24 protein-coding genes are annotated in these 23,210 nt (G+C 48.8%); 7 read left to right on the plus strand and 17 right to left on the minus strand.

Annotation, left to right across the window (positions count from 1 at the left end; genetic code table 11):
- The first annotated feature begins 38 nt into the window (after positions 1 to 38).
- The 7 genes from H9J30_RS12620 to azoR all read left to right on the plus strand — a co-directional run bounded on the left by H9J30_RS12620 (position 39) and on the right by azoR (position 5,235).
- A complete protein-coding gene (locus H9J30_RS12620; protein ID WP_240131325.1) occupies positions 39 to 995 on the plus strand; it encodes an alpha/beta fold hydrolase in 957 nt (318 codons plus the stop codon).
- Entirely contained in the window at positions 992 to 1,594 is a 603-nt protein-coding gene (locus H9J30_RS12625) for a hypothetical protein (RefSeq protein WP_240131326.1), read from the plus strand. Before H9J30_RS12620 ends, H9J30_RS12625 begins: the two co-directional genes overlap by 4 nt.
- Before the next feature lie 15 nt (positions 1,595 to 1,609).
- Complete coding sequence (gene dtd, locus H9J30_RS12630; protein ID WP_037423224.1) at positions 1,610 to 2,047, plus strand: D-aminoacyl-tRNA deacylase; 438 nt, start codon at positions 1,610 to 1,612, stop codon at positions 2,045 to 2,047.
- Positions 2,048 to 2,082: 35 nt separating this feature from the next.
- Positions 2,083 to 2,526: a thioesterase domain-containing protein gene (locus tag H9J30_RS12635; protein ID WP_240131327.1), complete on the plus strand. Its 444-nt coding sequence runs from the start codon at positions 2,083 to 2,085 to the stop codon at positions 2,524 to 2,526.
- A gap of 160 nt (positions 2,527 to 2,686) precedes the next feature.
- Positions 2,687 to 3,907 (plus strand): S1 family peptidase, encoded by a 1,221-nt coding sequence (locus H9J30_RS12640; protein ID WP_240131328.1) that lies wholly within the window; start codon positions 2,687 to 2,689, stop codon positions 3,905 to 3,907.
- Positions 3,908 to 3,918: 11 nt separating this feature from the next.
- Complete coding sequence (locus H9J30_RS12645) at positions 3,919 to 4,452, plus strand: hypothetical protein (protein WP_240131329.1); 534 nt, start codon at positions 3,919 to 3,921, stop codon at positions 4,450 to 4,452.
- Between the two features lie 186 nt (positions 4,453 to 4,638).
- A complete protein-coding gene (azoR, locus tag H9J30_RS12650) occupies positions 4,639 to 5,235 on the plus strand; it encodes an FMN-dependent NADH-azoreductase (RefSeq protein WP_240131330.1) in 597 nt (198 codons plus the stop codon).
- 61 nt (positions 5,236 to 5,296) lie between these two features.
- On the opposite strand, the gene H9J30_RS12655 is transcribed toward azoR, so the two are convergent.
- From H9J30_RS12655 to H9J30_RS12735, 17 genes are all read right to left on the minus strand, one after another.
- Positions 5,297 to 5,461 carry a hypothetical protein gene (locus tag H9J30_RS12655; protein WP_240131331.1) on the minus strand — a complete coding sequence of 55 codons (165 nt, stop codon included), beginning with the start codon at positions 5,459 to 5,461 and terminating at the stop codon, positions 5,297 to 5,299.
- Positions 5,462 to 5,497: 36 nt separating this feature from the next.
- Positions 5,498 to 5,821: a rhodanese-like domain-containing protein gene (locus H9J30_RS12660; protein WP_240131332.1), complete on the minus strand. Its 324-nt coding sequence runs from the start codon at positions 5,819 to 5,821 to the stop codon at positions 5,498 to 5,500.
- Between the two features lie 131 nt (positions 5,822 to 5,952).
- A complete protein-coding gene (locus tag H9J30_RS12665) occupies positions 5,953 to 6,408 on the minus strand; it encodes a GNAT family N-acetyltransferase (protein WP_240131333.1) in 456 nt (151 codons plus the stop codon).
- A gap of 587 nt (positions 6,409 to 6,995) precedes the next feature.
- The gene (locus H9J30_RS12670; protein ID WP_240131334.1) at positions 6,996 to 7,853 is read right to left on the minus strand and encodes a restriction endonuclease; all 858 of its coding nucleotides are present in this window, start codon (positions 7,851 to 7,853) and stop codon (positions 6,996 to 6,998) included.
- 142 nt (positions 7,854 to 7,995) lie between these two features.
- Complete coding sequence (locus H9J30_RS12675; protein WP_240131335.1) at positions 7,996 to 8,547, minus strand: hypothetical protein; 552 nt, start codon at positions 8,545 to 8,547, stop codon at positions 7,996 to 7,998.
- Between the two features lie 724 nt (positions 8,548 to 9,271).
- Positions 9,272 to 10,015, minus strand: coding sequence for a hypothetical protein (locus H9J30_RS12680; protein WP_037423265.1), 744 nt, complete (start codon positions 10,013 to 10,015; stop codon positions 9,272 to 9,274).
- A gap of 10 nt (positions 10,016 to 10,025) precedes the next feature.
- Positions 10,026 to 11,288, minus strand: a complete 1,263-nt coding sequence (locus H9J30_RS12685; protein ID WP_240131336.1) for a beta-ketoacyl-ACP synthase — start codon at positions 11,286 to 11,288, stop codon at positions 10,026 to 10,028.
- Positions 11,289 to 12,014: a 3-ketoacyl-ACP reductase FabG2 gene (locus H9J30_RS12690; protein ID WP_240131337.1), complete on the minus strand. Its 726-nt coding sequence runs from the start codon at positions 12,012 to 12,014 to the stop codon at positions 11,289 to 11,291.
- Between the two features lie 104 nt (positions 12,015 to 12,118).
- Positions 12,119 to 12,661 carry a hotdog family protein gene (locus H9J30_RS12695; RefSeq protein WP_240131338.1) on the minus strand — a complete coding sequence of 181 codons (543 nt, stop codon included), beginning with the start codon at positions 12,659 to 12,661 and terminating at the stop codon, positions 12,119 to 12,121.
- A gap of 5 nt (positions 12,662 to 12,666) precedes the next feature.
- Positions 12,667 to 13,884 (minus strand): beta-ketoacyl-[acyl-carrier-protein] synthase family protein, encoded by a 1,218-nt coding sequence (locus H9J30_RS12700; protein WP_240131339.1) that lies wholly within the window; start codon positions 13,882 to 13,884, stop codon positions 12,667 to 12,669.
- Positions 13,885 to 13,988: 104 nt separating this feature from the next.
- Positions 13,989 to 14,738 carry a DUF3261 domain-containing protein gene (locus H9J30_RS12705; protein WP_240131340.1) on the minus strand — a complete coding sequence of 250 codons (750 nt, stop codon included), beginning with the start codon at positions 14,736 to 14,738 and terminating at the stop codon, positions 13,989 to 13,991.
- Positions 14,739 to 14,742: 4 nt separating this feature from the next.
- A complete protein-coding gene (locus H9J30_RS12710) occupies positions 14,743 to 16,068 on the minus strand; it encodes an NAD(P)/FAD-dependent oxidoreductase (RefSeq protein ID WP_240131341.1) in 1,326 nt (441 codons plus the stop codon).
- A complete protein-coding gene (locus tag H9J30_RS12715) occupies positions 16,069 to 18,573 on the minus strand; it encodes an MMPL family transporter (RefSeq protein WP_240131342.1) in 2,505 nt (834 codons plus the stop codon). It abuts the gene before it with no gap.
- Positions 18,573 to 19,397 carry an outer membrane lipoprotein carrier protein LolA gene (locus H9J30_RS12720; protein WP_240131343.1) on the minus strand — a complete coding sequence of 275 codons (825 nt, stop codon included), beginning with the start codon at positions 19,395 to 19,397 and terminating at the stop codon, positions 18,573 to 18,575. The genes H9J30_RS12715 and H9J30_RS12720 overlap by 1 nt, the downstream gene beginning before the upstream one ends.
- Entirely contained in the window at positions 19,394 to 19,828 is a 435-nt protein-coding gene (locus tag H9J30_RS12725) for an acyl-CoA thioesterase (RefSeq protein WP_240131344.1), read from the minus strand. Before H9J30_RS12725 ends, H9J30_RS12720 begins: the two co-directional genes overlap by 4 nt.
- On the minus strand, positions 19,825 to 21,390 hold the full coding sequence (locus H9J30_RS12730; protein WP_240131345.1) for an HAL/PAL/TAL family ammonia-lyase: 1,566 nt from the start codon (positions 21,388 to 21,390) through the stop codon (positions 19,825 to 19,827). The genes H9J30_RS12725 and H9J30_RS12730 overlap by 4 nt, the downstream gene beginning before the upstream one ends.
- Positions 21,387 to 23,195, minus strand: a complete 1,809-nt coding sequence (locus tag H9J30_RS12735; RefSeq protein ID WP_240131393.1) for a glycosyltransferase family 2 protein — start codon at positions 23,193 to 23,195, stop codon at positions 21,387 to 21,389. Before H9J30_RS12735 ends, H9J30_RS12730 begins: the two co-directional genes overlap by 4 nt.
- Between the last annotated feature and the right edge of the window lie 15 nt (positions 23,196 to 23,210).

The raw sequence follows: 23,210 nt of genomic DNA on the forward strand, positions 1-23,210 counted from the left end.
GTCATCCATTAATACGTTTAACGAGCCTTAGCCCGCCTATGATTACTGATGGCCATCATTTTGCCCCTTTTATCCGCCGTGATTGGCTGATGATGGGCAATGGGCAGCAGTTGCATCTGGCTCAATATGGTAACCCGCAGGGTATTCCGCTGCTTTACCTGCATGGCGGTCCTGGCGCAGGCGCTAGTGTGAGTGAGCTAAGTTTATTTAACCCCGAGCATTACTGGATTTTACTGCTAGATCAACGTGGTGCGGGGCAATCTCTGCCTTCTGGTGAGTTAGCGCATAATCATTTGAATGGGCTTATCTGCGATATTGAGGCGATTCGCATTCACCTAGGCATTGCGCGTTGGTGCTTAGCGGGTGGCTCATTTGGTGCCACCTTAGCCTTAATTTACAGTGGGTTATTTCCCCATCGTGTTATTGCCCAAGTGCTATGGGCGCTGTTTATTCCATCAAAAGAGGGGGTTGAATGGCTCTATGCGCCCTCGGGCGCGGCGCAGTTATATCCACAGGCTTTCCGTGAATTTGCTGTACCTTCTATTGGATTGGCGGATTTATTTACGCACTATCAGTTAGGATTTAACGCTCAAGATGAACAAACTCGCCATGACTTTGCCCGCCGTTGGCTCCAATGGGAATTAACCCTAGCGGGCGTACCAACTGGCCTACCTAAGCAGCTTGCGCCGCCGCTATTCGCCTTAGCTCAAATCGAGCTGCACTATGCGCAAAATGATTACTTCAATATGTTCAGTGTATTACAGCGGGTGACATCGCAAGTCTCTGCGCGTACCCTGCTATTACAAGGCACGCAGGATGCCGTCTGTCCCGCACGCTTATTAGCCGCATTTTGGGTAAAAATCGATAATCCCAAGATTCAAATCCACACTATTGTTGATGGCGGGCATTCGCTGAATAGTGAAATACTCTCACTTGCCGTCACTCTCGAAATTCAAGCCATGTGGGCTTGGATAAAGCGACAGGAGTTAACATGAAATTAGCCATTATTATTGCCGCCATTTTGGGATTAACGGCTTGCGCGGCCACCTCATCCTCTATCCCAGAATCTCAATCGACATCTCCTGCGGTCGAATCGAGCGAGGCTCACGCTCCTGTTGCGCCTAAGGTGGTGCAATTGGCGGGGATGACCAACGAGGCCGCTGCCGATGCCTTGTATCAGGCATTACTCAATGCTAATTATTTGGCAAACAAAGTTGGGCCAGATAAGGTGGCGGTACAATTTGGTAGTAATGATTTTATGTTAGAACCCAGCATGAATGCTGCTGGGATTGACCGTATTTTAATGAATCGTTTTTATGCGGTGCATCCGCAGTTGCAGGCCAGCCCTGAACTGCCCGCGGTGATTGGCGAGCTGAATGCCAAGCTCAATTTCGCTAAATTTGTATTGCGTGAGCAAGGTGCGGTGATCCAAATCCAAGGCACTGTGACCTTTGCCGATAAGGTCGAGATTGAAGAACTGCGCCGTTTTATGCTGTGGACCGATGGCGGCTTGGCACAAATCGCTAAGTCCTTGCCGGAGGGAATTGAGCAGTATCTGCGCCCAATTCCTTTGATGCCCGTTGTTAAGTCTTAATTTAAAGGAAAAGTTGTGATCGCTTTAATTCAAAGAGTCAGCCGCGCCAGTGTGGTTGTGGATAATCAAACCATAGGTGCTATCGATAAAGGCTTGTTAGTCTTGCTCGGGGTTGAGCGGGAAGATAACCGCGAGAAGATGGAAAAATTAGCTACTAAGGTGATGAGTTATCGAGTGTTTTCCGACGAAAACGGCAAAATGAACCTCAATTTGACTCAAGCGGGAGGCTCGCTTTTAGTGGTATCCCAATTTACCTTGGCCGCCGATACGGAGCGTGGGCTAAGGCCGAGCTTTTCGGGCGCGGGTACGCCTGAGCAAGCGCTTGGCCTGTATGAAGAGTTTGTCGCCTTTTGCCGCGCCAAGGGCGTGACCACCGAAACAGGACAATTTGCTGCTGATATGAAGGTTGAGCTGGTCAACGATGGTCCTGTGACCTTCCATTTACAGGTTTAACCTCAATACGCTAGCCTCAGTAAAGGAACATGCCCATGGATGAACTGCTCAACCAATTACGCCAGACCTGGCACCGCACTATACCTGTGAGTGAGTTTATGCAGATTGCGCCGCTGTCCTTTACTGATGGCGAACTGAGCGTGAGTGCGCCATTAGCGCCGAATATTAATCTGCACCACACCATGTTTGCGGGCAGCATTTATACCCTAATGACGTTAACAGGTTGGGGGATGGTATGGCTGCAACAGCAACTCCTTAATGTGGATGGCGACATAGTATTGGCCGATGCCCATATCCGTTACTTGGCGCCCATTCGCAATCAACCTATTGCACGCGTGGTATGGCAGGATGCCAGTTTAGCGGGCTTATCTGCGGGGCGAAAAGCCAAAGTTCGACTTGTGGTTAAACTTTACTGTGAAGACCAGCTCTGCGCTGAGTTCTCCGGCCTGTATATTAGCCTTCCGAATATTGCTAAATAGTTGCTGCTGTTTATTTTTTGTGAATTTTCATCGTTGATGTTGTCTTTAACTTGCAATAGAATCTTTGGCTTAATGCAACTTAAGTTGCATCTGCCATGGTCCGTACGGTTGTCGTATTTATGCTGTATGGCGCTATTTGCATTGATATTAAGGATAACCGATGCGATTTCTCTCCAGTGTGCTTATTGCTCTACTTTGTGTTCATCTTAGTGGCTGCGCCAATACCAAGTTAAATGCCAATAAATTACCTAAAGGTGTGGTGCTAAATAAAGCTATTACGCTCCCTGTGGATGTGAGTGTTGCTTATTATTTACCCCACTCGCAGTTAAATAACCGTTTTTATTTAGAGAAGTGGAATATTTGGGTCGATCCCGGAAAATCACTTAGTGATGGTGTAAAGGACGGTTTTGGTGCTTATTTTTCAAATGCTAAGTTATTAGACCGCACGCAAACGAGCCAGTATGGGTTATTGATCGATATTGATCCTGAGTGGAAATTTGACTCAGGCAAAGCGGAAATGATCATGAGCTATCGGGTATTTAATGGCTCCGATAAACCCATTCGCGAGGGGCAAAAATCCTTTAAGGCCGATATTGGCTATTTAGGGGATGGTTTAGGCCTTTATAACGCCGCATTGCGCGCAACTCAGTTAGTGATTGTCGATGTACTCAACACGCTGACACCTTCGGCCAGCTCCTATCCAGCGCAGTATGCAATGAAAGATGTCTCAGCTAATTTGCTCGCAAATATGCAAAAACCAGTCAGTACAGGGACAGGTTTTTATATTAATCCTCAGGGACAAATTGTCACAGCGGCCCATGTTCTCAAAAATTGCATGGTGACACAGGTGAATGTTGACGGTAAATCCTTTGATGCGGCCGTAGAGGCTAGCTCGACCTTATTGGATTTAGCGGTCGTGAGTACGGGGACGCCAGCGGAGCAATACTTACCATTGCGTAAAGGTACAGAGATTTTCCTGGGCGAGGCGATTACCAATGTTGGTTATCCCTTACAGGGATTATTGGCGGCCTCTCCCAATTTAACGCGCGGAAATATCAGTTCCCGCGAGGCATTAAAGGGGGCGGTGGGGCAATTCCAGTTTTCGGCACCGATCCAGCCTGGCTCAAGTGGTGGCCCAGTGGTCTCTGATGGTGGGGAGTTATTAGGTATTACCGTCAGTACCTTAAATGTGACGAGCCTGCGTGAATCGGGGGCACTGCCGCAGAATGTTAACTTTGCCCTCGATGCAAAATATGCCGCCCGCTTTTTAGATAAGCATCGCATTAGTTATCAGTCGGTTGAACCCAATATGAAGGGCGATATTCGAACGGCAAATGCGGCAGCACTTGGTGCTGTTGTTCAACTAAATTGCTATCAATAAGGATGTTTCCAATGCTATCTATGTTTCGTTTTTTGATGCTGAGTTTGTTGCTCATAAGCCCGTTTGTTAAAGCGCAAACCACGGTACTTCCACCAGTGTTTTTTATTAGTACCATTGATTCAACTGACTTTTATAACAAACTTAAGGGCATGCCATTATTTGAAAAAATGGATAAAGAGAATATCGGCAATCCATTAAAGTTGATTGTGACCTATAAAATGGAACCTACAGCAGGGGGAGAAGCCGCAGGGCTGACCTCGTCGATTTTAGCCGGTGGCTCCCTAGGGCTGTTACCTATGGTGACCAATAATGATTTAGTGCTGACCTATGAGTTTAGGGTCCACAATGAGGTGGTTGCTAGCGTCAGTTACCGTGAGAATTTCACCAAGGCTCACAATATGTACTCCAATGAGGGAATGTATAGCCTAGATAAAGATAGTTTGGCATGGGCGATGACCACGACCGATAAGTTTATGGTTGATATTCAAAACTCGCCTGAGCTTTCCCAGCTAATCAGTGAATACAACTATTATTTTGCTCAATAGTTCGAGTGATGCCTTTGCATAAGCTAAGGGCTAGCTTTGCTAGCTCTTAGTTTAACAGTTCTACTTTTTAGAAAGTAATCTCAAATTTTATCCGCTTTTATTCTTTTTTATGGACTAATAAACTAGCGTCATAGAGTCGAGTGCAAGCTGAAAGACTCCCCCAAATTTCAATTTTCGGAGCAGATTATGTCTAAAGTCCTAGTATTAAAATCCAGTATCCTTGGCGGTTATTCACAATCAGCCTTGTTAGTTGACTACTTAATCGGTAAATGGGAAAACCAAGGCGCAACCATCACGGTACGCGACTTGGCGGGTAAAGATGTGTTACCTATGGTTGACGGTGAAATCGCCTCTGGCCTACGTGGCGGTGCAGATTTAACCGCGCGCCAACAAGAGATGCTCGATCTGTCTAACGCCTTAGTTGAAGAGTTAAAAGCGAACGACACTATCGTGATCACTGCGCCAATGTACAACTTCAACATTCCAACCCAACTGAAAAACTGGATTGATTTTGTGGCCCGTGCGGGTGTGACTTTTACTTATACCGAAAACGGTCCTAAAGGCTTAGTGGAAGGCAAACGCGCCGTGTTGATCACCACCCGTGGTGGCGCACATAAAGATGGCCCAACCGATCATATGGTGCCTTTCTTAAAAACCTTCCTCGGTTTTATCGGTATCACCAATGTGGAAGTGGTTTATGCTGAAGCGCTGAACATGGGCCCAGAAGCCAACCAAAAAGGGATCAGTGAAGCTAAAGCCAGTATCGATAAGCTAGCGGTTTAATCGTAAAAATAATAAAAATGCCAGCATCTTAGCTGGCATTTTTGTTTATGTAGAAAGCCTATTACTCACAAAGCTTGCAGCCAAGAGACATGGCGCTGGTTTCGATATAACGCACTTTGGCGCTCGCTTGGCCACGGTTACGGCTCACGCTGTAGCAGGTTTCGCGAACCACTTTGGGCTGCGGCGGTTGTTCGCCGCTCGTTGGGCGCGGGCACTTTGTTGTCATCTGCACCTCCTCACGCATGGTTGCTTGGTTTAGGTTTTAGCTTGGCTGGCAGCAGACTAAATCTTTTAGTGAGCCACCATTGACTACACACTCAAAGCCATTGGCTTTGAGAATATCGCAGCCCTTTTGGGCACGGATACCCGCGCCGCAGTAAAGCACAAAGGGATGCTGTTTATTTTCAACCTGATGCAACCATTGGTCGAGCGTTGGCAGCGGCACATTGATGGCCTGAGGCAAATGACCCGAAGCAAACTCTTCCGGTGAGCGCACATCGATAACGCGCGCACCCTGCTCAATCAGTTGCCAACATTTTTCACCACTGCTGCTGCCAGATAATTTAGCCAGTAAAGATTGAAACATCACTTTGCCTCTATGATTAGAAAAATTTCAATAAGTTTATTCTAATGAATTGGTGGGCGCAAGCTTGAAAAAGGGTGCGAGCGAAGAGGCCTAGTGATGAGCTTTATCACTCAATCGCTCACAGGGAGGCGCTATATGTTTTTGGTCATAAATACGCTATTGGGGTCGAGCACGTAATCGGCAAAGGGGCCACATAGCTCGAAGCCAAACTTAGCGTAGAGAGAACGTGCGGGCTGAAAAAAGGCCATCGAGCCAGTTTCTAAACTGAGGCGTTGCACGCCAGCGGCTTTGGCGTCATTGATCAAGTGCTGCAATATCTGGGATGCCACGCCTTGTTGTTTGTAAGTCGCTGCGGTTCGCATCGATTTGATCTCTGCATGTTCAGCATCTAACCATTTTAGTGCACCGCAGCCCGCCAGATTACGGCCATCCCACAATGTCCAAAAGCGAATATTGGGTTGGCGCAGGCCGTCAAGGTCTAATGCGTGCACACTTTCTGGTGGCGAGGTTGCCCGCATATCTTCAAGGTGCTCAGTTAAAAGTGCTGCAATTTCAGGCCCTTTTAGATCATCTAGTATTATTTTCATCGTTGCTCTCAAGATTAAAATTCCCTGTGTTGTCGCTTATCCATCATAGCGTTATCGCGTTTGGTTGTTTTTGGGGTTAAAACGCTGCGGTGACTAAGCAAAGGGTAGGCCAATATTCTTTGCTAAAAGGATGATGCTTCATCCCTTGGTTTTATCGAGAGGCGAGCAAGGAAGCTTGTCCTTAGTTTTGGACTTTTAAATAAAAAAACAAAGTCGTGAGGCTTCACCCCACACCCGACCAAGGAGGACTGCTCGTCCTATCCTCCTTGGATGCTCCAAGACGCCCCTAACGGAGTTGAAAGCCCCTTGGGCATTTAGCGTCCTTATGCTATCGCGTCAGACGCTCGTCCCTGATTAGACTGACGCTATCTCGGCATCCATGCCTCGCTCATGCAACGAACGCAAATGCCCTGCGGCAACTCCGAGGGGGTGGTGTATTCCTTAGGCTATAGCGTTATTGGTCAAATTTTGAATGAAAAAAGTTATGCCTGTCCGATCTTATTGCATACCACCTTAATCACTAAAACCAACGCATAGTAAAAATGCCACGCGTTGTGAATCCCTCTTGGACAGTTTGTTATATTCGATCACCAACTACGTACAATATTTTCTCTAAAAATCGCCGTTTTTCGGTCCTTGTTGAGGTATTCAATTACACCTATTAGCTCCTTGGATAAGTCGATTGTGAATGGAATTGAGTGCGGCTTAGGTACATGAAATTCAAAACTCAAGCTATGCAGTTTTAAACTATATTCAGGCGTCTCAATATAAGCATTTTCACATGGGTAATTGAGCGAATGCTGACCATATTTACCACGATACTCATTACGCAAGCGGTTTTCGAGTTCATGAATAGAAAACTTATCATTTTTCAGCAAGTCATTAATGAATACTTCATTGGACATAGATTCGAATCCGAGAGGTTTAGTAATATCAATATCGGTATTCGCTTTTACCCAGTGCCCGTCAATCATCGGGTGAAAACCGATAATTCGGACCGGTAGCTGTGCCTGTATATCAACATTCATATACTTTAATAAAGGTGTACCATCTTTGTCATACCAATCAGACTCGTTTTGCTCACGAACGATAAGTAAGTCAATCTTATTATTTGTTGCTTTAGCCTCTGCACCACTTTGATAACCGACCTTCGTTGCGAATACAGGCTTCAAATCTGGAATATCCCTAATTTTACCGATTAAGGCATCGATTTTTTCAACTGAGACTTTGGAAGCATAGTCCTTACATTCGATGATGGTTTTATATGAAACACCAGCTAATTCATACTCCCAATAAAGATCAAACTCCCGCAGAATCCCAAAATTATCAGCAATTTTCTTATTTCGCTCGATCTCAATATTTTTATGCTTTAAGAACTCTTCAGAATCGAGCAACGCTTGCTGCAAGTTTTGAACAAAAATCTCGTAATCTCTACCGCTAGACATTTTTCCTCCGAGAATATAACGCCCGGTTAAGGGGCAGCCAACGCCACTGACAACTTAACGCATAACACCGTAAATCACAAAAACCAACGCATAGTAAAAATGCCGCGCGTTGGCTGTCCCTCTTGAACCCTTTGTTATATGCCTAACCGCAATTAGCTACGATATGATCAATTTTTTTAACAACCTTACTCCATTGAGATGATGTAAACTCTTGCTCTTCTAGTTCAGTTAGAAATTTTTCGAACTCCTTTTCTAGCTGATTTAGAAACTTTGTTGCGTGAATTACCTTCGTATCTACGCAAACAATCGGTAACGAGAGATCTCTGCGAATACGCCACCCTCCAGTAGTTTCCGCTTGATGCAGAATACCGCAGCGAATGTGTTTATAAAAATCCGCTCCAAGTCCGGTAAAATCAGTCAAATGATGTGACGTGGAAAAGAACTCTTCGAAAATCATTCTCCCCGACCCATTAGTTTTCTTCCATCCACGTTTTAGTGAAATTAGAGATTCAATAACTAAACACGAGACTGCCATCATACTAAATCCGTGCTTGGATTCGTTTTTCTTGAATGGTTCAAAATATCTTTCTGAATAGCGATGGCGTAGAACCGTGATAATTTGAGCCTTATCTTGGCTATCTTTTAATTGTTGCCAATCCTCTGATGAAAAGGATGACGATAATTCAACTGACATAAAAACCTCATTACTAGAATGGCATATAATAGTGTATTACCCGCACTTCTAATGAAACCCAAACCATAATGGACTCGAAGTTTGAGAAATAAAAGTAAATAATTCAAATGTGCCAGTAACTTAGCATCCATTACGGTGAGTTTTCAATCTTTTTTCATGCAGAAAAAGCGAGACTTTATATACCAAGAAGTATTTTGGCGCGGTATGTAAATCAGAAAACATGAAAAGACGAATATTTTTAGTTGATTAATGTTTTTTTGAAATTAAAAAACGATACTCCTTTGGCTCGTTTTCCCCGAGGGTTGTCACTTTTTCTATTATACCTGTACTTATACAGTCATAAGCGGGACACCAAATTTAACAAGCCACCCATTGTTAAATTTCCTAAATGTTCAGTTGTAAATAGCAATTTTTCAAAGTGTTAATCTGACTCTAGTCTTTCAAGCCAACAGATTACGCTGATGCTCGAAAGGCAAACCATGGTGATTGGTGAGACGACCGTCCGCCCCATGGACGAGGCGGCCCTGCATCCAATGATGGACTTGAACAACATCTGTGTTTAACTGCCAGTTCACCATCCATGGCTCTCGTTTATAAGCTTTGAAATCCTAGTTTTATATTCACCGTGTCGTCGAGTCAGTACCATGATCTGCTTACACTATGAAATCAACAAGCCGAGATGATTCTCGGCTTGTTATTAAGGCTTTTACTAACTCAAAAGAGATTAGTAGTACTTCTTCAAATAGCTCTCGGCGTAGCTTTTCAGCTTTTTGTTAGGGTTATTGTTGGCAATATTTTCAATCACTTCACGATATTGGGTATTGCCCGATGCAGCGAGTGCTTTAGCCATATTGGCGTAGGTATCGATGGCTAACTTGTCGTTACTCATCAAACGTGGATTTTTCAGCTCAACGCTCAGGCGTTCTAGCAAAAAGTCATCGTAGTTTTGATCGTCCATCATGCGTTTGGCTGCGAGGCGCATCAGCTCTAAATCATTGCTTTTAAAGGCGTTGGCATAGGCATTATTTTTAGTACTTTGCTCGGCCACATATTGGCTTTTATCGCCTAAAATAGCATTCCATTTTTTATACTGGTCAAGATTTTCAAGCGCTTGGGTGGCGTATTTTTTCAGCTTCTTATGGTAGTCGCCATTGATAATATTGTTGATGGTGCCGCTGTATTTATCGTTCCCTGAGTAAGCTAAACCTTTGACTAACCATGCACTGTAGTCGATAGCATTTTTCTCGGTGGCTTGTGGCAGCGATGCGATAAGTTTGGCCTCTAACACATCGTAAATGGCGGGATCGGATAATCCGGCAAGCGTCAGGGCTTCGATGGCTTGTTTTTGCTTAAATTGGTTGTCGCCTTTAAAAATTTCTTGATAGGTTTCAACCGTATAATCCTGCGCCCACACCGGCGAGGCCAGTAAACTGATACCGAGTAAAATGCTTGCAACTAATGGTTTCATTGATATGTCCTTATGTCGTTTTCCAGCGTTTAAAAATCAGTGAGGTGTTGATACCGCCAAAGGCGAAGTTATTGCTCATCACATAGTCGGTGTCGAGCGCACGTGGCTCGCCACAAATGTAATCGAGTGCGGCACATTCTGGGTCGATATTGTCGAGATTGAGCGTGGGGGCAAACCAGCCCGCATTCATCATTTCGATGCTCACCCAAGCCTCTAACGCACCGCAGGCGCCTAAGGTATGGCCGGTGTAGCTTTTAAGGGATGAAATCGGCATATCCGCACCGAATACCGCGTGGGTCGCATGGCTTTCGGCAATATCACCGCGGTCGGTGGCGGTGCCGTGGGCATTTACATAACCAATGGCGTCGGGCGTGAGCGCCGCATCCTTAAGGGCTAAACGAATGGCGATTTCCATGGTCTCGCTATTGGGCTGAGTGACATGCTGACCATCGGAGTTAGTGCCAAAACCGACGATCTCGGCGTAAATTTTCGCGCCGCGCGCTTTGGCGTGTTCTAACTCTTCAAGCACCAGCGTACAAGCGCCTTCGCCAATCACTAAGCCATCACGCTGGGCATCAAAAGGGCGTGGCGATAATTCTGGCGTCGTGTTTTTCGTGCTGGTCGCAAACAGCGTATCAAAGACTACGGCCTCGGTGGCGCAGAGTTCTTCGCCTCCACCCGCGAGCATTAAGGTTTGCTGGCCATATTTAATCGCTTCATAGGCGTAACCAATGCCTTGGCTGCCTGAGGTGCAGGCACTGCTGGTGGTATGAATGCGCCCTTTAAGGCCAAAGAAAACCCCCACGTTTACCGCGGTAGTGTGAGCCATCATGCGGATATAACTGGTGGCGGTAACGCCCGACATATCGCCAGTTTTCAGCATATCGCCAAAGGCGGTAATGGGATCGGTGCTGCCAGTGGAAGATCCATAGGCAATGCCCATCTCTCCCGAAGTGACGATAGGGTCGTCCAAGAGTCCCGCATCAATAAGTGCAAGTTCGCTGGCACGAGTCGCCATAATCGAGACCCGTCCCATGGAGCGGATTTTTTTGCGCGAATAATGGCTTGGCACTTCAAAGTCGGTCACAGGGGCGGCAAGGCGAGTGTTTAGCCCGTCATATTTGTCCCAATCCGCCATTGTCACGACACAGTTTTTTTGTGCCTTAAGGCGGTTTGCGATACTCGGCCAGTCGTGACCTAAGGCAGTAATGCCACCGATACCGGTAACAACAACTCGTCTACCCAAGCGGGTCGGGTTTGTCGGCTCAGTCATTTAGATCATGCCTCCATTCACCGAAATCACTTGGCGCGTGATATAAGCAGCATCGTCCGACATTAAAAAGGCTGCTAAGGCGGCGATTTCATTGGGTTTGCCCATGCGGCGCATCGGCACTAACTGCTCGACCATATCCTTAGGAATATCCGCTACCATATCGGTTTCGATTAAGCCTGGGGCGATACAGTTTACGGTGATCTTACGTTTGGCCAGCTCTAAGGACAGCGCCTTAGTCGCGCCAATCAATCCGGCCTTAGAGGCGCTGTAATTGACCTGACCACGGTTACCCGCGATACCGGAAACGGAAGCCAAGGTGATAATTCGTCCGCCCTTGCGCGCTTGTACCATAGGCATAACGCAGGGATGAATCACATTATAAAAACCATCGAGATTAGTGTGGATTACGCTATCCCATTCGGCTTCGCTCATCGCCGGAAAAGCATTGTCACGGTTGATGCCCGCATTGAGTATCACGCCATAGTAGGCGCCATTAGCCTCGATATCGGCCTCAAGGGCGGCTTTGACGGCAACGCGGTCGGCAACATCAAACTTTAATAGGCGGACGTTCACCCCAAGGGCGCGAAGCTCTGTGGCGCTGGCATCAGCGGCGGCTTGATTACTGTGGTAATGCAGCGCGATATCATAACCTGCCGCAGCCAGTTTAAGGGCGATGGCTTTGCCAATGCCGCGGCTCGAACCTGTGACTAATACTCTGTTATTCATCTTTATTTCTCCACCCTATGACGCTGGATTAATGGCTGGTAATGCATCAAAGGGCTAAATCCTTTTGTGATAATACTTGTTGTTGCCAAGCATAACTCTGGGCATTAAGCCTGCTGGCTTGAGGCGATATACGCTTGGGTGTCCTGTGGCTGGAACACATTCACATTGGCCTCTGCAACTAACTGTGGTGTTTGCTGCGCTTGCGCCTCTGGCAATAGATAAATCTGGCAATCGAATACCGCCAGTCCCGACTCTTCCTGATAGAGGCGTTTAACCAGTGTCCGATAGCAGCGATTGAGTTCGTATTGCGCCGAGTGTAAGGCTAATTTACGCGATCCCAATAAAAATCCCACGCGGATTTTATCGTGACGCAGTTTAGCCTCAACGCCCGCTAAAGCGGCAATGCTCTGCGCCATATATTCGATGCCCACATAATTGGGGACGGCTTGACTATGCTCGTCAAAATAAGCGCTCTGCGGAGTGATCAGCACTTCGGTTTCGAGCGCATCCTGCTGATGGCTAATAATCTTATCAATCAAGATCATTGGCGCGCGGTGCGGAATAAAATCGGCAATATTCTGCTCAGCTAAGTGTTGCAGCCAAATCGGCTCGGCGGCTGAAATTGCGGTATCGATAGAACTGGACATCAATCTTAAGCCTCTTTACGGCAAAAAATCAGGCTGGCATTGCTGCCGCCAAAGGCGAAGGAGTTGCTCATCACATAGTTAAGCTTGTCATGATCGGCGCATTGCTTGGGCGCGACTAGCGCAATGCTGGGGTCCTGCGGATCTTGCTGCCCATCAAACCTATGGGGCGGCAGGGCAAAGCTGTGATTATGCGGTGACAGCAAGAGGTAACAAAATGCGGCTTCAATCGCGCCCGCAGCGCCTAAGGTATGGCCGACCAGCGGTTTGGTTGAGCTTGCAGGGGGCGGCGTGTCGCCAAATACCGAGAGTAGGGCGCGGCTTTCCATTGCATCATTTTTAGGCGTTGCTGTGCCATGTAAGTTTATATAATCAATATCTTGCGCAGATATTTGTGCATCATCAAGCGCGGCCTGCATGGCGGCAATCGCCCCTGCGCCTTCAGGGTGCGGCGCTGACATATGGTGCGCATCGCTCGACTCGCCAATACCTGCGAGCAATACGCAGGTTTCATTTGCTGTGTTGTCTGTCGCTAGGGTTAGGGTAAACAGGGCTGCGCCTTCACCGATATTGATGCCATCGCGATTGGCGCTGAAGGGATTGCAATGCCCCTTGGAAACCGATTCTAAGGCGTGAAACCCGTTAACTGTGAGTTGGCACAGGCTGTCGATACCGCCGACAATCACCATATCGCACAGCTTGGCCTCAAGTAGGCGTTTGGCACTGGCAAACACTTTGGCGCTGGAGGAGCAGGCGGTTGAAATGGTGTAGCAGGGGCCTTGGAGCGCAAATAACTGGCGCAAAAAGTCGCTGGTACTGCCGAGTTCCTGTTGGAAATAATGATAATCCGCCGGAAAGTGGCCGTGTTGATTGCGATAGGCCAAGGCGGCTTCGCCCTTCGAAATTCCCGAGGTGCTGGTGCCTAAGACAACGCCAATGCGGTTGGCGCCATATGTCTGTTTCGCCTGTTCGACCGTGTCGGTAATTTGCTGCGCGGCAGCAAGGAGTAACTGATTATTGCGACAATCGAATTGCGCCAGTGCGGCAGGTATCGTCGGTAATGGCTCAGTGACGGGCGCAACCAGTGTTGACTCCCCAAATAATAGGGTGTCATTGGTTTGCATGGCACTGGTATCGCCTGCAATCAAGCGGGCTAACACTTGCTCTTGCGTTTGCCCTAACGGGGTACACAATCCAATCTGTGTAATGGCGACTCTGTTATTCATTGCGGCTTGTTATACCTATTACCGAATCTGGGTGGTAAATATAAGTGGCTAATATTGCTGAGTTTAACATTGTTATTATGGCTTAGCCGTCTTTAACGTGACGCTTAAATCGGTTGTATCTCTAATTCAAACTTTGCCTGTGGCATGGTCAAATTAATGTGTGCCTGCCAGAGGGAATCGTCGGTTTGGTGCTGATAACGAATTTGTATCACTTGGGTTTGGTTATCGTTGTAACTGATAAGCGTGTCTTGGCTATAAAACTGGCGGCAGGGAATGGCGTCACATAACCCTGTCACTAAACTTCCACCTTCTAAATGACTACGAATACTCTGTTCTGGCCAATAGATAAGTTGCATCATCGCCATCAGGTATTCGGCTTTAAACTCATTCCCAAGTAGCTGGCTCTGCTCACTGCTGAGTGTATTCCCATCGTAAACCAAGGTAAACAATGCTTGCCCTAGCGGGGCGAGCCCCACCAGCGTCATGCGTTCCCCTTCAAGTTCGAGCTGGGTGAGCAGTTCATGGGTGTTATCGCCCACTTTAATGCTCACCTTCTGACTAAAAGATTGGGAGGATACCTTTGCTTTGCTGTCGCCTTGCTGACTCTGGCTCGAAGAGTCTGTGCCAGTTGGGTTTGCGGCAGGCTGACTTGTTGGCTTAGTGAGTGGTTTATCCGTTGCAGGGCCAAAATGCTGTGGCAGTGGTGCTAAGCAATAACGCATATCTTTTGTGAATCCGACGCAGGTTTGCCGATAGAGCAGCTCACTGCAACCCATCAAGCCGAGGCTTGAGAACATTAGGGGTACTGTCACTATCGCTTTTGTGCGACCTTTGGCGTTAGGGCTTAGACGCATCGAATTACACCTCGGCTAATTCGTTGATTGTGAGTTCGCTGATTGCTGGTTCGGTGGTCGTGAGTTCAGCATCCTGCCGACATAGCTCGACCACCATGTTTAGACGTCGCTCGGATTCTTTAACAAAGGGATTTTGCACATCCCAAGCATAGCCCGCCAAAATCGAGCAAATCATCTGCTTGATTTTAGGATTCGGATCTTCATAAAAAATCACATCTTGGAAGCGGCCATCGTACCAAGCCTGCACATAAGTGCGGAAGGTGTTCACCCCTTGCATTAACGGCGCTGAGTACTCGGTAGGCCAGTCTACGGTATTACCATTAAGCTGTTTGGTCACGCATTTTGCTGCCATGGATGCCGACTGCATCGCGATAGTTACGCCCGATGAAAACACCGGATCGAGGAACTCACCGGCATTGCCCAGCAACGCAAATTTATCGGTGGCAAGGCGCGATACGTTGGCGGAATAGCCCTTGAGCGTCGCGCAGGGCTGGGCGACTTTGGCATTGGCTAGTAGTGCTTTCAGGCCCGGCTCTTCCTTGACTATAGTCATTAACTGCTGCTCTAAATCGCCTTCTAGGCGCGCGAGCAATTGTGGTTCGGCCACCACACCAAGTGAGCAGCGACCATTGCTGAAGGGAATCAACCAGTACCAAATATCCTGATGCTGCGGGTGCACGCTAATTAAAATCTTATTTCGGTCGAAGTTGGGATCGCTGATGTTATCTTCCACATGGGTGAAGATGGCGCTGCGGGTAGGCAGTGAGGACGGCGTTTCGAGGTCGAGCAGCCGTGGTAAGACTCGGCCAAAGCCGCTGGCATCGAGCACATATTTGGCCTCGACTTGATAAAGTTCACCCTGCTCGTTACGCACAGTTAAACGTGGCGCGGCAGTTAACTCTATCGCCTCAACGGTTTCACCGTAACGGATCTCCACCCCAAAGCTTGCCGCAGTATCGGCGAGCAATTTGTCGAAGTTTCCCCGTTGTACTTGGAAGGTTGTCCCCGGCCCAGGGGTAAATTTGTCGGTAAAATCGAAAGTGGTATACACCCCGTTACGGCGGAAGGCTGCACCGTTTTTATATTGGAATCCCGCGGCATTCAGCGCCTCTAACATGCCCGCTTCTTCGATAAATTGCATACAGCAGGGCAGCAAGCTCTCACCGATCGAAAAGCGCGGAAAGTGTTGTCTTTCAAGCACGACGACACGTTTACCTTGCTTATGTAACAAGCTGGCGGCAATCGAGCCGGATGGGCCCGCACCAATAATGGCGACATCGACGCAAAGGGAGTGAGACTGTGTGGCGCTAGCCGCATTAGAGGTAGACATTTAAATAACATTCCTTGTAGGTATCGAGACCTTGTTGGTGGTTAAAACCTGACTGGTGGTCAAAATCAATGGCGAAAGTACAAAGGTAAAGCCTATGCCGAGGGATAGGGTTAATCCAAAGTAATGAATGGCTTGGGTTTGGCTAAAGGCGAGTAAGCCAAAGGCCAATAGGGTCGAACAGGCAGACATAAATACCGCCATCATCACCGCCTTGCCATGTTGTTCAGCGGAGGCAAAAAACAAGCTGTAATCTATCCCAATCCCGAAGACTAAAATCAGCGCCAGCGCATGGAATAAGCTTAAGGGGGAGCCGACTAAGCCTAAAATGGCTAAGGTGAGTACCGCGGCCAATGCCGGCACGGCGACAACCACAGTGGCCTTTTTGAGCCCAAAACTTAGGCTAAATAGCAAGAGCGCGATAACCAGCGCTAGGCCCAATAATTTAAGGGTGAGCAGGCGATAATGCCCCATCACGGTGGAAATATCCGCGACTTTATCGATAAGTTGTACCTGTGGATCTTTGGCAAAGCGCGCTTTGAGAGCCGCAATATCTTCAATACCACCGAGCAACACTATGGCGCCATGGCTGTCGCTTCCTAGGTTTGTATTATCTGCACTGGCCCTTGGGTTCGTTGAGTGTTCAAGCGGCGCTAATCTCAGAGGTGCAAGCCAAAGTGGTGCTAGCTGTTTACCAAAGCCCAGTTCGAAAAAATCCGTCGGGGTGATATAGCTGTCTTTAGCTGCAAGATAGGCGGCAGTAAGGTTTGGCGCTAGGCTCTCATCAAGGCCAATGCTATTTAGCACTGTGGTTAATTGCGACTGGTAAATCTCGCCCTGTAACCGATATGCAGCATCTTGCTTTTGCTTGCTTGGCAGGTAACGGCTAAGGCTGACATAGTTGCCCAGCTCTTGCTGTTTAATGGCGGTATCGAGTTGTGGGCCTAGGCTTTCGAGTTTCTGCAATAAGGCTTCTTCACTCGATGCGCGCACCAATAAAAACTGGTTATCGGTGCCACCACTGAGGAGTTTTCTGAGCTTATCTTCAGGCTCTGTCACACTCGCAGGGCTTTGCTGTAAATGGCGAATATCATCATCCACCTTAAGCTGACTGATTCCCAGTAAACAGACGCCTACGAGTGCTAAGGTGAATAGGCTCAGGCCCCATGGCGACACCAGCTTGTTTGATAATTGCGTCAGACGCGCAAGATAAGCTTGCGCAAGATTCAGCGGACGCTCCCCCGATGGCAACTTGCTGCCCGCTAATAACGGATAGGCCAGCACTAACGTCAGGTAGGCGCCGAGTAAGCCAGAGGCGCAGAAAATCGCCACCTGTTGCATACCGGGAAACGGTGCTAAGCCAATGCCAACATAGGCCAAGGCGCTAGTGATAAAGGCGAGCGACACTGTGGGGAAGATATAGGCCACGGTCGCCTGCGCGCTACGCTGATGATCGCTTAACCGCTCGCAGTAAAAGTGGAAACTGTAGTCGATGGCTATTCCAATCAGGCTGGTGCCAAAGACGAGAGTCAGTAAATGCAGCTCCCCGAACACGCTTAAGGTAAAGGTCACCGCCAGCAGTAGGCCGCTGGAGATGGTCACTATCGCCAGTAGCAGCGGCATCACGGAGCGAAATGCTAGCCAGACTAATAACACCACCCCAAGCAGAGAGGCGAGGCCAAGGACAGAGATTTCACTCTTGGCAGTATTGGTGGCTTCGATGGCATGAAATAGCGCGCCCGCCTGTAAGACTTGTATGCCGGCATATTGCTCAGTGACGGTAGTAAGTGCTTGTGTTAACGCTGCTTGCTGAATGAGTTGGGCATTGGGATTAAAGGCGCTGTCTTTGCCCTTTGCCATTACAATGGCGGCCACGCCTTCACTGTTATCAACACCTTGGTTGGGATGAGCAAGTAAAATCCCTTGCTTGGCGCTCAGTTTCGAGCTGGGCGCGAGGGCGAGCAAATTGGCGGGAAATAACAGCAAAGGATCTTGGGTCAAGAGTTGGCTATTGGCGTAACTAAAGGCGTTGTAGAGCTGAGCAGTCGCCGAGGCAACTAAGCTATCGAGGCCATTATGGGTTAACGCATCGGCTTGCTCCGAGGTTAATAGCTTAAATCGATGGGGAAAATAATACTGGCCTAGGGTTTCACCCATCTGCATATCGGCGCTGCGAATATCGGTAAAGGCGCCGTTTTGAGCCTTAAGCTGCTCAATCAAAAGTGTTGCCGCGGCAATGGCTTGCGTTTCATCCTTGGCAATCAGGGCAAGATACACTTGATCGGCGAGTGTTGACTCCACTTGCTCAAGAGCGCGCGCCGTAAGGGTGTCTTGCTGCAGATGGGGCAGCATGGCGAGTATATCGCTTTGAACCTTGGCCCCATAGTGCCACAGTTGCAGCGTCCATAGGCTCGCCGCCAGCATCAGGCTCAGCCAAATAGCAAAACGCCATTTGATCGATGTCTGCATCAAAGTGTGATTTATGCGTGCGGCAATCTTGGTCGCCATTATTTCGCCTTACTCTCTTTAGGATCAGTCTCCCGTGAAGGATCTTTTTGAGTCACAGCGATGGAAAACTGGGCTAATTCGGCGTCGCTCAGTTTACCTTGGCGCAGCTCGCGAAAATCGATACGGGTGATATCCTGCGGGCTTACGTTGGGTGCGGCGCTGAGCAGCACTAAGGCATGAAGAGTATCGCTGCCTTCGAGCACCATGTTAGCGATGGCTTTTTTCATTAGCGGATCTTTAGGGGTTAATCCGAGCTGCCAGTTTTCCTTAGCTAATTCATTCGTTAAGGTTTTTTGAGCTAAGAAGTGCAGCTCAAAATGATTGCTTAAACCCGAAATATCACCGCCCAGCATGGCACTCACCAGACTGGGTAATAAATCTCCCATGGCCGCAGCACTTGCCGAAGCATCGGCGCTGCTGACTTGCACTCGTCCTTGGCTATCTCGCTGAATAAGATGCTTATCCTTTAAAATGAGCAAGGACTCAAAGGGCGTAAGCTGCTGCCAAATCAGCCCTTGGTCTTTGTCGAATACAAACTGACCTTGGCTAACGAGGGGCTTTTTTAGCACTTTAAGTTGGCGGGATTGCACAAAGTGGCCGCGCACCGTCTCGCCAAGGTTAAGCTTTTGGCTGAGGGCGAGTAATGCGGCGTTATCGGCACCTTGGTTAAACAGGGGCTGATATTGGCTCGCTTCTGTAAGGTTTGGTGCAGCAAGGTCTTGCGCCTGCACTGAGCCAAGCAGCACGGTGCAGTTTAATAGTGCGCCTTGGCAGAACCATTGCACCCACTTAGCTCGCGACCAGGTTTTGAGGAGGACATTCATTCGTTATCCGCCTTTGCCAGCAGCGGGGCGATTTTGCTGCGAAACACCTCTGGCGTCACAAAGCACATTTCTTGGCTCGTCATATCCACCGCCGCCTGAATGGTATAGCCCTTAGTAATGCGCTCGCCGGTTGCGGTATCACGGATTTGATAATTGATTTTTAAGCGATTTTCCCACTCAACTAACTCGGCACGCACGGTAATATGTTGCTCGAAGGTGCTGGGCTTAACGTATTTGATCTGCACATCAATAATCGGCCAAGCGTAGTTCGAGGCTCGCATTTGGCGGTAGTTATAGCCTAATTCATCGAGCAATTTGCAGCGGGCAACCTCAAAGTAACGCAGGTAATTTCCATGCCAAGTAATCCCCATCGAATCCACATCGTGGAAGGGGACCTGCATATCCATTTCTATGCTAAGCAAGGCTTTCATCGGCACACTTCCCATTCACCGGCTTGGATTTTAGCGACGGTTTGGCGCAGCACGGCTTCCAGTGGTCGGTCTTCGACTAATGGCGCAAAGTCAGCGCGCACTTGGGCGAGCGTGGTCGCCAGCGAAGGGGTCAGTGAGGCTTCGTCTAACTCGTTTTGTTTGATACGAAGATCAATGCCTTGAGTCATGGCCAGCAGGGCTGCGGCGGCGACTTGTTCTGTTAGTTGCAATATGCGCATACAGTCACGGGCGGCGATAGTACCCATGCTGACTTTGTCTTGGTTATGGCATTCGGTTGAGCGTGAGAAAACGCTTGCGGGCATAGTGTGTTTCAGTGCTTCCGCCGTCCAAGCTGAAACGCCGATTTGCACCGCCTTAAAGCCATGGTTGATGGCGCGGCGTGCACCAGTCGAACCCGAAAGGTTAGCGGGTAAACCGTTGTTAAATTTAGGGTCCATCACTAATGCCATTTGGCGATCGATCAGATCAGCGATATTGGCCACAGTATTTTTTAAGGAGTCCATCGCAAAGGCGATATGCCCGCCGTAAAAATGGCCGCCATGGAGAATATGCTCGCCTTCAGCATCGACAATCGGGTTGTCGTTGGCGCTGTTAACTTCGGTCTCGATAAATTGGCGCATAAAGGGCAGCGCATCCTGCAACACGCCAATAATGTGCGGCGCGCAGCGGATGGAATATCTATCCTGCAATCTGTCGGAATTGCGCGGGTGAACATGGTGGTTCAAATCTTCCCGTATCCAAGTGGCGATTTGGTTTTGCCCTGGATGGGGTTTGGCGGCAAACAAAATATCGTCGAAATGGTTGGAGTTGCCTTTGAGGGTTAACGACGCCATGGCGGTAATGCGGCTGGTTAAACGCGCTAAATATTGTGCGCGATCAAAGGCCAAACAGGCTAATGCCGTCATCACTGCGGTGCCATTCATCAGGGCTAAGCCTTCTTTGGGGCGTAGCACATGGGGTGTGATATTCAGCTCGCTGTAAACTTCTTTGGTGGCTCGGCGCTCGCCGTTATAAATCACTTCACGCTCACCAACCAGCACGGCGGCAAGGTAAGACAATGGCGTTAAATCGCCACTGGCACCGACTGAGCCTTCCTCTGGGATCACTGGCACGATATTGAGATTAAGCAAGGTTTCGATGCGCTTTAATAACTCATAGGTGACGCCCGATTTGCCAATGACGAGGGAGTTTAAACGGCAAGCCATCACGGCGCGCGCCTGCATTACGCTTAAGACTTCGCCAAGGCCACAACCATGAAAACGGGATAAGTGCAGCGGCAGTTCGTGGACTAAATCGAGACTCACGTTGACTGTGCAAGAGTCGCCATAGCCGGTGGTGACGCCATAGACCACGCCTTCTTCGTGCAGCAAACTATCGATAAAGCGGGCGCCTTTTTGGATATATTCCTGATAATTAGCATCATCACAGAGTTTGACCTTGGCACCCTTAGCCACGGCGACGACCTGCTCTAATGTGAGTAACTGACGGCCAAATTCGATTGGCGACTCAACGGTTGTCGTGTGAGTAACTGCGTGGTTCATAAATGCTCTGTCCTGTCTGTAGTGCGCTCCTGCTCCGGGAGTGCTGCTGTCGTTTTGTGGGCGGATGTCGCGCGGTTGACCTGGTTATCATCCCGCCAAAAATCAAAAAAGTTAAACCACTGCAAGGGGTCACGCCTTGCATAGTGTTCGAGGCGCTCGCTGTAGCGATAAACGGCCTGTTGGAGTCGTTCCATTCTGCCCGCACGCGGGCCTTTAAGTGTCTCGGCGAAGTGTTCTAAATGCACTCGATAACGCCCTTGCTCACGCAGGCAAAACATCAGATACACAGGACAATCCAACAGGCCGGCCAAAATAAATGGCCCCTGCGGGAAGGCGGCCTCTTGGCCCATAAATGGCGCGTACACGACTCGCCCTTGGGCGTGGGATGAGGTTCTATCCCCTGCAATCACCACTAACTCGCCGTCCTCAATCTTTTGCTGCAATAGCATGGAGGTGGCGGGATTTAGCTCGGTCACTTGGATCAAATTCAGCGTGCTATCAGGATTTAACTGCTTGAGTACGTTATTAAAGTTTTCGGCATGGCTGGTTAACACCATGACATTGACTTTGACCTTGCGCTGGTGGATTGAAATCGCGCGGCACAGCTCGAGATTGCCTAAGTGGGACACCAGCAGTACGGCACCTTGGCCGCTTTCTAGCTGTTCGGCCAGCACTTGGCGGTCGGGAAAATCCACTTGGCTTAATTGAATGCGATCGCACCAAGCATCGATTCTATCGAGCGCCGCATTACCAAAGGCGATAAAGTGGCTTAAGCTGTCGCGCCAGCCAACGGGGCGACTTAATTGCGGGTGTTGTGGCTCAAGGCGCTGCACGCGGCGCAGAAAATCCAATGAGGCTTCGCGGCTGACTTTGCCGGTCAAGAAGAAATAGCAAATCACGGGATACATAATGGCGCGGCATAGCCAATGGCCACCAAAGCGGTAGCTTTCAACTAATAGTTTGATGCCCCAATAACTGCCGCGCTCCTTCATGGCCGACCAATGGGTCGTAGTATGAGCGGATTGTACCGATTTAGCCGCTTGTTTACGGCGCAGCAACTGCGGCAGACGCTTTAACATGCCAAAAAATAACCGCGTGTGCAGTTTAGTGATACGCACATTGTCGGCCACACCTTGAAAGTGGCTGACGCCATTTTCGGGATAAATGACCTTGGTGGGGTGAAACAGAATTTCTACCCCTTGCCAGTAGAGTTTTACTAGGATTTCGATATCAAAATCCATCCGTTCTGTCAGCGCTTGCTTGCTCAGTAGACGCTCGGTGGCAGCTAGGGGATACACCCTAAATCCGCACATAGAATCTTGAATATCAAAGCTTAAGGTTTCGACCCATACCCAAAAATGGGTGAGATAACGGCCGTAGAGTCGCCCCTTAGGGACGGACTCATCGTACTCGGGCTTACCCGAGATCAGTGCATCTGGCTTGGCCTGCGCTTTGGCGAGCATCGCGGGGATATCGCTCAAATTATGCTGGCCGTCGGCATCCACCTGTAGCGCATGGGTAAAGCCATCGCGATAGGCGCGGCGAAGCCCTGTCATCACTGCCGCACCTTTACCTCGGTTGTAGGGGTGTTGCAGCAAGGTCACCCAATCGTGTTGCTTCGCTAAGGATTGCAGCAGATAGCGGGTCTCATCATGACTGCCATCGTCAATCAAATAGCAGGGCAGATTGAGGACAGCGAGCTCGGCCAAGGTCTGGGCGATCGCGGCGCTATGATTGTAATTGGGGATCACCAGTGCCAGCTTGATTGGGGCTGGGCCCATCAAATCACTCGGTGGGGCTAACATTATGTCGTTCATAGC

It is taken from the genome of Shewanella cutis (genome assembly GCF_022410515.1).
Taxonomy (GTDB): Bacteria; Pseudomonadota; Gammaproteobacteria; order Enterobacterales; family Shewanellaceae; genus Shewanella; species Shewanella cutis.